9 protein-coding genes and 1 pseudogene are annotated in these 11257 nt (G+C 46.3%); 6 read left to right on the forward strand and 4 right to left on the reverse strand.

Annotated elements, in window-relative coordinates; translation table 11 throughout:
- Positions 1 to 385 precede the first annotated feature (385 nt).
- The 3 genes from J4G07_20795 to J4G07_20805 all read right to left on the reverse strand — a co-directional run bounded on the left by J4G07_20795 (position 386) and on the right by J4G07_20805 (position 2774).
- Positions 386 to 1933, reverse strand: coding sequence for a DUF4041 domain-containing protein (locus J4G07_20795; protein MCE2416425.1), 1548 nt, complete (start codon positions 1931 to 1933; stop codon positions 386 to 388).
- Between the two features lie 218 nt (positions 1934 to 2151).
- Positions 2152 to 2529: a type II toxin-antitoxin system VapC family toxin gene (locus tag J4G07_20800; GenBank protein MCE2416426.1), complete on the reverse strand. Its 378-nt coding sequence runs from the start codon at positions 2527 to 2529 to the stop codon at positions 2152 to 2154.
- On the reverse strand, positions 2529 to 2774 hold the full coding sequence (locus tag J4G07_20805; GenBank protein MCE2416427.1) for a type II toxin-antitoxin system prevent-host-death family antitoxin: 246 nt from the start codon (positions 2772 to 2774) through the stop codon (positions 2529 to 2531). The genes J4G07_20800 and J4G07_20805 overlap by 1 nt, the downstream gene beginning before the upstream one ends.
- Positions 2775 to 3218: 444 nt before the next feature.
- On the opposite strand from J4G07_20805, the gene J4G07_20810 reads away from it, so the two are divergent.
- The 5 genes and pseudogenes from J4G07_20810 to J4G07_20830 all read left to right on the forward strand — a co-directional run bounded on the left by J4G07_20810 (position 3219) and on the right by J4G07_20830 (position 8832).
- Entirely contained in the window at positions 3219 to 6473 is a 3255-nt protein-coding gene (locus J4G07_20810; protein ID MCE2416428.1) for a PDZ domain-containing protein, read from the forward strand.
- 27 nt (positions 6474 to 6500) lie between these two features.
- Positions 6501 to 6778, forward strand: a pseudogene (locus tag J4G07_20815) (type II toxin-antitoxin system RelE/ParE family toxin).
- Between the two features lie 55 nt (positions 6779 to 6833).
- Positions 6834 to 7241: a helix-turn-helix domain-containing protein gene (locus tag J4G07_20820; GenBank protein ID MCE2416429.1), complete on the forward strand. Its 408-nt coding sequence runs from the start codon at positions 6834 to 6836 to the stop codon at positions 7239 to 7241.
- 86 nt (positions 7242 to 7327) lie between these two features.
- Positions 7328 to 7654: a UPF0175 family protein gene (locus J4G07_20825; protein MCE2416430.1), complete on the forward strand. Its 327-nt coding sequence runs from the start codon at positions 7328 to 7330 to the stop codon at positions 7652 to 7654.
- Positions 7630 to 8832, forward strand: coding sequence for an acetate/propionate family kinase (locus tag J4G07_20830; GenBank protein ID MCE2416431.1), 1203 nt, complete (start codon positions 7630 to 7632; stop codon positions 8830 to 8832). Before J4G07_20825 ends, J4G07_20830 begins: the two co-directional genes overlap by 25 nt.
- 7 nt (positions 8833 to 8839) lie before the next feature.
- Here the strand turns inward: J4G07_20830 and J4G07_20835 are convergent, their stop codons facing one another.
- A complete protein-coding gene (locus tag J4G07_20835; protein MCE2416432.1) occupies positions 8840 to 9634 on the reverse strand; it encodes an ABC transporter permease in 795 nt (264 codons plus the stop codon).
- A gap of 557 nt (positions 9635 to 10191) precedes the next feature.
- On the opposite strand from J4G07_20835, the gene J4G07_20840 reads away from it, so the two are divergent.
- On the forward strand, positions 10192 to 11257 hold a 1066-nt coding region (locus tag J4G07_20840), incomplete at its 3' end, for a transposase (protein ID MCE2416433.1).

Consider the following 11257-nt stretch of genomic DNA (forward strand, 5'->3'; position numbering starts at 1 on the left):
AAAGTGATGAGACGAATCGCTTGATAACAACAAAATACAGCTTTCGTTAAATTCAGCTAGTCTCGTATTTGAGAAGAATTGTGTCCGGCTCGTTTTAGCCGAACTGGTTTGTCAGTTTTCTGAGTAGCTCCGGTACCTGCTTCATCCTTTCGTACCGGGTATGTAGTTCACCAATTTAAGTCTTGTGAAACAGATTCCAACCAATTCATATGGGATACTGATCATTTTTCAATCTGTTGCGTATGTCGTCAATATGCTCCCGGAGTTCCAAGCTGTCTCCTTCATCAGAAATTGCTTCTTGCAGAAAACGATAGCCGATCTCTAAGGTATGTAAAATTTGACATCCACACTTGTTTCAATCTCGCAATCGAGAAGTTTTTACAAGTCAATTGAGATTTAAAACCTTATCTCTACGCATTGCCTTGGTCTTTCTGAATTCCTCAGCTACTGGCATATCAAAAAACTTCGCTCCAGCCTCATGTTGATGACAGATATCCTTAATAGCCTCAAGCGAGCAATTAAAAAATTCCTTACGCTTGTTTACAAGATTCACTCTTTTTTCTTCAAGTGCTCTATGTAAAGTGTTTTCTAATTTTGGAGCGTTTTCAGAAAAAATCAGAGCGTGCACATCATATTTGAATGGAACAGCTGCACCACTCAATTCTCTAATTCTGTTTTCAGGTTCTAAGCGTCTTGTCAAGCCAATCTTATAAATATCCTTACCGAATGAACCTATATTAGAAATGATATAGATATAGCCACTGCTTGTAACTTCTGCTCGAGACAACGCACGAAGTTTATTTCCTGTTGCTTCCCTCAAACTCTGTTCCAATTGGGTTATTTTATCTCTGAGTTTCTCGGTATTTTTACGATTATCCGTTGCTGCACCTTCAAACTCTTTTCTGGCTTTTTCTAAAGCTTTTTGATAATTGCGCTCTTCCTTCTCTGCAAGGAGTTTTGCCTTTTCAAGTTCTTTTTGTGCACTTTCTTCTTCGCGCAACCGCCTTGCTATCTCAGCACGCTCTTCTTTTTCTTCCTGTAGTTTCTCTTGATACTCATGTACTAATTGGAGTTCGGAAAGTTTTAGATGCAAGTAATTGTTAGATATTGAACATCGCTGGGTCGCCCCAAGCTTGTTTATATCGTCAAAAGCCTTATTTATCTTTTTCTCGATACTGGCAACATTACTATATTTAACTCTGCTTATAACAGAGTCGCAACAACCATTAAACGCATTCGCCATGAGTTTGATTTTTTCTGTAGTCATCTTCTTACCTTCCCTTCTACTTCCGTCAACACTCCACTCGGCAGAACACGTGATAGCTGTTTTCGCTTGAAACATTTGCTTTTGAGCGTCTCGGATACCTTTCAGTCTTTCTTTGTACTCTTGGGCTGTGCCAAAATCATATAAAGGCTCGTAAAGTCCATGCTGTTGCAGATCAAAATCATGTTCCACAGAAACCAATTGTGATTTCAATTCCGAAAGCTGCTCTGAAACAGAATACCTTTCGTTTTTGAGAGAATGAATTTTTTCTGCCAGAGTCCCCTTAGACTTCGTCAATTTATCTATGTCTACTAAAAGCTGACTACTGACTTTTTCTGCTTCTTGAGATTTTTTTAGAGTTTCGTCACATATTGTCTTCATTTCTTCAAATTCTTGAGAAATGTCACGTAGATCCGACTGGTGTTTGCTTGCCAAACTGTCCAACTCGTCTATTTCAGTCTCTAAATCTATTTTGCGCCCAACTAAACTTTCTATTTCAACTCGAAGTTTATGGATCTCACTTTCGCAAATCTCTTTCTCTTGTAATTTTTGATTCAGTCGGACTATTTCTTCTTTGTACCCCCTAATACGTTTTTGGCTGTAATGATTGATTAAGAAACCAACAACTCCTCCACCAACAATTGTACCTAAGATTAATTCTAATAGCATCTCTACTCCTTTTTTGTAGATTGTAAAAGAGCTCATATCCTCGAATTTAACCTTTCGCCCTAAACGTACCTTTCAACTATTTACTCCCCTATTTTTTCTCTGGGCAAGTGAACCGAGCGGAAACGTTGCGTTATCTCCGTTTATTTTTTCGGGAAGGTGAGGTTTAATCGGAAGAATGCCTATATCGCCCGTAGTGCTGTCAATCCTGTCGCCGGTTCTTAGGCATCAAGGAGAGGAATACTATATGCCTTTATCCGTGAATCACGGGTAACAAACGTCAAATCTTCGATGTCTGCTTGGGCAATTAACAATCTATCAAATGGATCCTCATGATGAAATGGAAGGTCTTTAACTCTCCAGACATGTTCATAAACAACCGACAGCCATTGAAAACCTGATGCTGCTACCGATTCCTTGAGATTTTCAGGAGCTTCTAATTTACCGAGTCTCTTTTTAATGGCAATCTCCCATGCGGAGACGACACTGACAGTAACATTGTTATCCGGTTGTTTTATGGATTCCATTGCTTGTTGGGATAACAAGCTGGGGTCATCAAGCCACCATAACAGGACATGGGTATCCAATAGCAGATTCATCACACTTTTTCCGGACGAAAGGCTGCCATAAAGGAGTCAGGAAGCTCATCGAAATCGGGGGCTATCTTGACTTTTCCTTTCCACTGTCCGCCTTGTCGGGGGTGTTTGAGGTTTCCCGGCTTTAAGGGTATTAGTTTGGCAACAGGTTCGCCGTTATGTTCAAAAATAATTTCTTCTCCTGCGACAGCACGCTCGACTAACTCAGCCACGTGTTTTTCTGAGGGGTGATGTATATTCACATGCATCTTATTGCTCCCATAAATACATATTATTTTCAATTTGCTTCATTCGATAGATTCTGATGCCGTAGTCTTTGAATACATTGTATAGAGTCTACCATAAAGTTGAGCTTTTTTCAAGTGTGATGTTTCGGCTAATTGTAATCAAGGTATTGACTTTTCCTGATCAATATGCTACAATTTCCTTAGACACTCGCGCATACCTAAATGTCTCCACAAAATTCTACCCCGCAATTCAAACAGATTTCGCCCGCAGGTATTTACAGGGTTGAATTGCGATTTTCTGCAACAAATATAACAACAAGTGTGTAGTCCGTAATGAAATTAGGTTCTCCTTAAATGGCATAATTTTGCTTCGCAGCGAGAATGCTTTACATGTGGAGGCGGATATATGGAGAGGAACTTTCAGGTTCCAATCCAGCTAACCAAACCGCAAGGTATAACTAAAAAATGTCAGGATATTATAGATTTCCAACAATTTGTCAAGATACTATTGTTTTTGTATGTGAAGATGATTTATGGACGGTTCCCGTTGAAGGTGGAATTGCAAGGCGACTCACATCGAATCTCGGCACAGCGAGTGCTCCTCGCTTATCGCCGGATGGTGAACGACTTGCGTTCTCAGGACGTGAAGAAGGTCCGTCCGAGGTTTATGTTATGCCCGCACTCGGCGGCGAGGCGAAGCGGCTCACCTATCAAGGGAGCAATGCTGCTATCGTCAACTGGGATGCCGATAGCAACGCGATTCTCTATGCCAGTAATGCCGGTTTGGCATTTGATCCCTGGATATGGAAGATCTGCGCCGATGGGGGCGAACCGCAACGCCTATCCTACGGTCCCGCGAATCATATCGATTTCAGTGCTACGGGTGACGTTGTCCTCGGTAGATTGACCCGTGAACCTGCACGCTGGAAACGCTATCGCGGCGGCACTGCTGGACAACTCTGGGTTAACTCGGATGGCGATGGACAATTTCAGCTCCTCGCGCCCGTAGATAGTAATTTCACAACACCGATGTGGATTGGTGAACGTATCTATTTCATTTCTGACCACGAGGGTGTTGGTAATATCTACTCTTGCCTACCGACGGGTGAAGACATTCAACGCCACACGCATCAGGATACCTATTACTGTCGTTCCGCGCAGACAGATGGCACACGTATCGTCTATCACACGGGTGCTGACTTATTTGTTTATGAAATTGAGAGTGGTACGGAAACCCGTGTTGATGTCGAATTCCGAAGCTCGCGTACCCAGCGACAACGGAAGTTCGTGAGTCCATCGCGCTACCTACAGAATTATGCCCCAACGCCAGACGGTCATGCATTGGCAGTAACCGTTCGAGGGAAACCCTTTACAATGGCGAATTGGGAGGGTGCCGTTCTCCAGCACGGCGAACGCAACGGAACACGCTATCGCTTTACGGAGTGGCTCAACGATGGGAAGCGTCTTGTTACGCTGTCCGATGCTGAGGGTGAAGAGGCTCTTGAAATTCATACACGTGATGGGAGTGCTGACGTTGTTCGGCTTGACGCGCTTGACATCGGGCATGTTCGGCAACTCGCTGTTGCTCCGCAGATTGAAGGCGACGAGAAAGATTGGCTGCTGCTTATCAATAATCGTCTCCAACTTTTGCACATTGATTTAGAGACACAGGAAATGCGGGTGCTTGACAAGGGACACTATCAAAGTATCCGAGATGTAGCGTGGTCGCCTGATGGAAAATGGTGTGCCTATAGTTTCGCATCTACGGAAACCACCCGTTCAATCAAACTCTGTAGAATTGAGACAGGTGAGACGTGGTTCGTCACAGATCCAGAATTCAACGATTTCGGTCCGGCATGGGATCCAGAGGGGAAATATCTCTATTTTCTCTCCTATCGCGAATTCAATCCCGTCTATGACGCGCTCCACTTTGATCTTGGGTTTCCGACGGCGATGCGTCCTTTGCTGGTGACCTTGCAAAACACATTAGGTAATCCGTTTATCCCGGAACCTCGTCCGCTTGAGGATGAGAAGGATGAAGGAGAAGAGAAACAGGACGGCGAAGATAAGACATCTGACGAGAAATCTGAGCAGAAGACGGAGAAACTGATAACCATAGATGTGGAAGGAATTACGCAGCGCGTCGTCGCGTTCCCATATCCGCACGGACTTTATCGACAGATCGCTGGTATTGAAGGCAAAGCGATTTTTACGTCGTTTCCGGTGCAAGATACTCCCCCAGACGATGAGGATAACAGACCGAGAGGCGTGCTCCATGCCTACGACTTCAAGGAGCAAAAAAAGGAGACACTTGTTTCTGGTATTAATGACTTTCAACTCTCGCGTGATGTGAAAACGATTGTCTATTCCACTGGAAATCGGTTGCGTGTTATCAAGGCGGGCAAAAAGACGGAAGGCGATTCCAAGTCCGGGAGTAGAGGGGGGCCGAGCCGACAGACCGGTTGGATTGACTTGAGTCGTGTTAAAGCCTCCATCGTTCCGACAGCCGAGTGGCATCAGATGTATCGGGAGGCGTGGCGGCTTCAGCGTGAGTATTTCTGGACGGGGGATATGTCCGGTGTGGATTGGGAGCATGTGTATCAACGCTATCTGCCCCTCCTTGAACGGATTGCAACGCGCGGTGAATTCTCGGACTTGATGTGGGAGATGCAGGGGGAACTCGGCACCTCACATGCGTATGAAATGGGGGGAGATTATCGGAGTTCCCCGAATTACGCCCAGGGGTTCCTCGGTGCCGATTTTGCTTACGATGCGGAGAGCAATGGGTATCGTATCACGCATATTCCGCGCGGCGACGGTTGGGAGGCGACGAAGGATTCTCCTCTTAACGCACCAGGGATTAATATCCGTGAAGGCGATGTTTTACTCGCTATCGCTGGGCAGCGCATCAGTGAAACCGTTTCGCCGGGTGAACTGCTCGTGAGTCTCGCAAATCAGGATATCCAAGCGACGTTCCGAAGTGCGGATGATGGCGAGGAACGCGTCGTCACACTCAAGGTTCTCGAAAGCGAACGCGAACTTCGGTACCGCGAATGGGTATCCCATAATCGGCGGTATGTCCATGAAAAAACCGACGGCAAAATCGGATATGTGCATATTCCTGACATGGGACGGCGTGGGTATGCGGAGTTTCACCGCGGTTTTCTCGCCGAGGTGAGTTATCCGGGGTTGTTGATCGATGTCCGCTACAATGGCGGTGGGCATGTTTCGCAACTGCTCTTAGAGAAGTTATCTCGCCGTCGCATTGGGTATGATGTCCCGCGGTGGGGGACACCGCATCCGTATCCAGAGGCTTCCGTTTTGGGTCCGATGGTGGCTGTCACAAATGAGAATGCGGGTTCCGATGGCGATATTTTCTCGCACTGTTTCAAGTTGATGGAGTTGGGGTTGCTCATCGGTAAGCGGACGTGGGGAGGTGTTATCGGTATTTCACCGCATCAGGCATTTGTCGATAGAGGTGGCACAACGCAGCCGGAGTATTCTTTCTGGTTCATTGATGTTGGCTGGAGTGTTGAGAACTACGGGACGGATCCGGATATAGAGATAGATTATCGTCCGCAAGATTATGCCACGGAAGCCGATCCGCAGCTCGACCGCGCAATCGAAGAACTCCTCCGTCAGATGGAGGAGAATCCGCCCGAAGTCCCCGATTTCGGCGAACGTCCGCGTTTGACCTTGCCCACACTCCCGAAAGCGTGATATGATATGTGTAAGCAATAATCAATAATGCGCCATATACACCCAAGAGAACTACAATTCTACCAGACACCAAACGGTCGAGAACCTTTCTCTGAATGGCTAAAATCAATTCGGGATCCAGAAATAAAAAACAGAATCCAAAGACGACTTGACCAGATCGAAAATGGCAATTTAGGCGATTATAGGTCTGTCGGCGAAGGTGTTTTTGAGATACGGTTCCACTTTGGAACGGGTTATCGCATCTATTTTAGTGAAGTAGATAACACAATTTCCTTTTGCTTTGCGGCGGGGACAAATCATCGTAGACACGGGATATTGAACGCGCAAAAAACTATTGGTTAGAATACAAGGAACACAACAATGAGAAAATTGAGAATATGGCGCGCATATCTAACTGAACGGTTTACTGCTAATCCAGAAGAGGCAATTCGGTATCTCAAATTCTCACTTGAGGAATACCAAGTTGACGGTGACACGCCTTTGCTGCTGCTGGCACTGTGGACGGTCGTAGAATCGCAGGGCGGGATTTCCGGACTCGCCCAGAAAACCGGACTCGCTCCAGAATCCCTCTCCGACATTCTGTCCAGCAACGAAGCACCGCGGATTGACACGCTCAGCACTATTCTCAACGCGTTGGGATGTAGACTCTTGATTCGACCGGTAGCAGACACGGACTCCTGTGTTGAATCTAAGCGCGAAGACGAAAGAGACATAAACACGACTGTGGAGAAAAGTATGGCGCAAGTAATTGAACCGCCCGTATCTTGATTGAAGCCAATAGTTCAAGTAAATTTTTTCTTCTTGGATGCAAATGCGGTTGTTTGTGAAAGAAAACGGGTAAGTGAGGTAGTCTTATGGCAAAAGCGGAAGTTGAAGTCCAATTCACATTTACACTGCCTATTGACGAGAGTTTTTTGCGACACAAAACCGATGCGGAACGTAAAGCGAAAGAGGCTTTTGTGCTTGAACTCCTTCGGCATGGGGATATTAGTGCCGGTAGAGCTGCGAAACTTCTCGATATTTCGCGATGGGATCTTTCAGACTTGATGTCTGTGGCTGGAATCTCCCCTTTTGCTGAACTCAGTGCTGCAGATCTTGATACTGAAGTCGAAACTGCTCTAAAGGTTTTGAATAACCAAGACGATGAAGAACCATTATGCGTATACTCTGTGCGAACGTAGGGAGCACCTCGTTCAAATACCAAATTATTGATATGAAGACCACGACCTCGCTCGTCAAGGGAGGCGTGGAACGTATCGGTAATTCACCCTCTGCTTTCACACACGCTGTGCCGGGGAAACCGTCCCGCGAAGGCGAAATCGATGCACCCACACATACTGTTGCTATCGCGCACGCCATGGATCTAATCACCGATGCCGAGGTCGGATGTTTTGAAGACTTGGGGCAATTGGACGGTGTCGGATTCAAAACCATTCTTGCCCGAGGCTACTGGCGTTCCGCACGGATTACCGAAGAGGTAATAACCGCGCTGGAGACCTCTACACCGCTCGCACCGATGCATAACCCCGCGTATATCGCTTCTATCCGTGCCTTTCAGGAATTGCTTCCCGCAACCCCACTCGTTGCAGTTTTTGAGACGTGGTTCCATCAGACGATCCCGGATTACGCCGCCGAATTCGGTGTCCCTCGCTTCTGGGTGGAACAGCACGACATCCGTCGTTACGGCTACCACGGGGCTTCACACCGATACATCTCCGAACGCGTGCCGCAACTGCTCGGACAGGAAACAGGGGAAGGATTGCGTATTATCTCTTGTCATCTCGGTGGGAGTTCATCTCTCTGCGCCATCAAGGACGGGGAATCTATGGATACGTCGATGGGCACGTCTACGCAATACGGGATGATTCAGTCTACCCGTTGTGGTGAGTTAGACGCATTTGCTGTGCTCTATATGATTGACAAAGAGGGGTTCTCTACGGATGAGATTCGTCGTCAATTGGTTGAGGATTCCGGGTTGAAAGGGATCTCTGGCACGAGTGGCGATATGCGTGATATAGAAGCGGCGATTGATGCAGGCAACGATGATGCCCGATTGGCACTCGATACTTACGTTTACGGTGTGAAAAAATATATCGGTGCGTATATCGCTGCGCTGGGCGGAGTCGATGTGATCGCATTTGCTGGGGGTATCGGTGAGAAAAGCCCAATCACGCGAGCGAAAATCTGTGAAGGACTGGAATGGTCCGGTATTCACTTAGATGCCGTGAAGAATGAGCAACTTACTGGCGAAGTAGACCTCTCGGCGGCTGACAGCCGCGCCAAAATCCTTGTTGTTGCTACGAATGAAGAATTGATCGTTTCACGTGAGACCGCGCGGGTTCTCAAGGCGCGCGGTTGACAATCGCTTACATCAAATATTCTCGATCCCTAAAAATTCGGATCGCAAGCCACAGCAGCACCACTGTCAATATGAAGATGACGAGAAGTGCCACCCACGCGGATGGCGGTGATGTGCCTAAAAGTTCATTGAAATCGCTTCGCGGCAGTCTATAACGTGGAAATAGCGTGAAAAGATAGTGTGATATAGAGAGTCTCTTGATTGCAGTCGGCATCAGTGGACTTGCGGTAATATTTTCCCATCCCATCAAATATACCAACCCCCACAATACAGGATTCTTGAATTTGGCTGCCAGCAGTGCAGCAAGTGCACCGTAAATTAACAGTGCTAATGCCATTGAGACGGTATAGCGTAGACTCATACCTACCTGAAAAAACACGCCGTTCTGTAATTTTGGGTGCGTTAGCATAATACCCGTCAGGATCAGATGAGATATTCCGATAAGCGTAACAGTCCCGACGAGGTATGCAGCGAATTTGCTAAGAAGAATCGACGATTTACGGATCGGACGCATCTGAAGATATATCAAACCTTTTCCGTCGATTTCATCTGAGATGATGGCAGTGCCGTAGAAAATTGAGGATAGATTCACCAAGAGTCCATAAAGTGCCAACGTTAACATAGGGATGAATCGGTTGACTGTTCCACTCCCTTGTGCGATGAACCGAAATGCGAGTGCTATGACAAGTGATAGCAGACATCCAAGCAGAATGAGGACGGTTCGTTTACTCCAAAACATTTGGCGAAGCGTCACTTTAAAAAGTGAGAAATAGGCGGGAAAAGATTTTGTGTTAAGAGCCATCTGTAACCTTTTAGTGGATGTTAATCTTAGATAATATTAACATTAATTTGGGAGTATCGCAAGTTTTGTTTTGAGTATGCAGAGCCGTTCAGTTCTCCGGTAGGAGGGAACTCCGATTCCCGACAATATTGGGTATCAGCGAAGAGGCTATCGGAAACTATCGGTACAGAGGTATGCGTCTAACAACACCCTCTGCCTTACGGATCGCCGACTGCCGACTGCTGACTGCTAATTTGTAGGAGGGAACTCCGATTCCCGACACCTCCGAAAATCAAGGAAAATAGCGAAAACTGAAGAGAATTGTCTAACAATCCCAATGCTTTAGCGTTGGGTCCAACCCCGTTGACTCGTGCAGGAGTCAAAAAAAGCGTTGACATTTTTTGTAAAAAAGTGGTATAATGATAGTATCACGTTGGAAACCAGCATTACCAGCGTCACCGCTTGGTGGCGTGCTGGTTTCCTCCCACTGGTAAGGGGATAAAAGCGTGATACGTGATATACCATGCGAAAAACAGATAAAGACTATCGTAGTTACATTGTAGCGACAGAAAAGCCAAATGAGGGGTCGTATCTATTCCAAGACGGTATCGCTGACCCAAGAGACACACGATAAAAAAGGGTTTTGGCTTTCGGATAGCGGACTCAAGAAGTATTTGAAGTTCAAGGAATATCCATGCCACGCCCATTCAGTTCAAGCGATCATAGACGACTATTGCGGTGCAAGACGTGCATTCTTTAGCAATCTTGAGAGTAATTCAAATGCGAGGCCACCCTTCAAACGGAGTTGGTATCATACATTTACATGGCGTGCGTCAGGTATCACTTACAAGCGCGGAAAACTTCGACTCTCTATGGGGCGTGGCAGAGACGCACTTTATATCAAAATAGATAAGAAGTTTCATGGTAAAGTGCCAGCAGAGGTTTCACTCGTCTATAACAGAAACACGCATATCTATGAGTTCCACGCGACTTATGAGACACAGTCCCAAAGGAAACCTAAAGCGGATATAGGCAGTGTCGTTGCTGTAGATTTAGGCGAAATACATCCCATCGTCTCTTTTGACGGACTCACCGCCGAAATCTATAACGGCAGATACTTACGGAGTCTCGTTCAATATCGAGAGAAGTTCAAAGCAACAATAAATCAGTTGCTTTCACGGTGTCAGCGTGGAAGTAGGCGTTGGAAGAAACTCAAGCGTGCCAAGAACCGAACTCTTAACACCCTTAATAATCTTATCCGTGACGTTCGACATAAACTCACGTCTCGGTTTGTCTCTGCGTGTAAATCTAAGAAAGTAGAGACGATTGTGATAGGTGATATAAAGCACATACGACAATCTATAGACTATGGATCAAAAATCAATCAGAAGTTGCACCAATGGGCGTTTGGGAAAATAACAGAAATGATTGCCTACAAAGCGAAAGGGGTCGGTATCCAGGTTGACTCCCAAGACGAAGCCTATACGTCGCAAACCTGTCCGCAGTGTGGGCATAAGAAAAAGCCGAATAAACGGGCATATCACTGCCCTAAATGTAAATGGCACGGACACCGAGATGTCGTAGGTGCGAGCAACATTCTGACGAAGTATCAGGGTTGGTTATTCAACCCTGTAGTTGGGGCGG

The sequence above is a fragment of the Candidatus Poribacteria bacterium genome (genome assembly GCA_021295715.1).
Taxonomy (GTDB): Bacteria; Poribacteria; WGA-4E; order WGA-4E; family WGA-3G; genus WGA-3G.

What these genes read in the sequence shown, in the direction of transcription:
- J4G07_20820 (MCE2416429.1), top strand. Translation starts at nt 6,834, where the DNA reads ATGAGAAAATTGAGAATATGGCGCGCATATCTAACTGAACGGTTTACT.
- J4G07_20805 (MCE2416427.1), bottom strand. Translation starts at nt 2,774, where the DNA reads ATGCATGTGAATATACATCACCCCTCAGAAAAACACGTGGCTGAGTTA.
- J4G07_20810 (MCE2416428.1), top strand. Translation starts at nt 3,219, where the DNA reads ATGTCAGGATATTATAGATTTCCAACAATTTGTCAAGATACTATTGTT.
- J4G07_20800 (MCE2416426.1), bottom strand. Translation starts at nt 2,529, where the DNA reads ATGAATCTGCTATTGGATACCCATGTCCTGTTATGGTGGCTTGATGAC.
- J4G07_20825 (MCE2416430.1), top strand. Translation starts at nt 7,328, where the DNA reads ATGGCAAAAGCGGAAGTTGAAGTCCAATTCACATTTACACTGCCTATT.
- J4G07_20795 (MCE2416425.1), bottom strand. Translation starts at nt 1,933, where the DNA reads ATGCTATTAGAATTAATCTTAGGTACAATTGTTGGTGGAGGAGTTGTT.
- J4G07_20835 (MCE2416432.1), bottom strand. Translation starts at nt 9,634, where the DNA reads ATGGCTCTTAACACAAAATCTTTTCCCGCCTATTTCTCACTTTTTAAA.
- J4G07_20830 (MCE2416431.1), top strand. Translation starts at nt 7,630, where the DNA reads ATGCGTATACTCTGTGCGAACGTAGGGAGCACCTCGTTCAAATACCAA.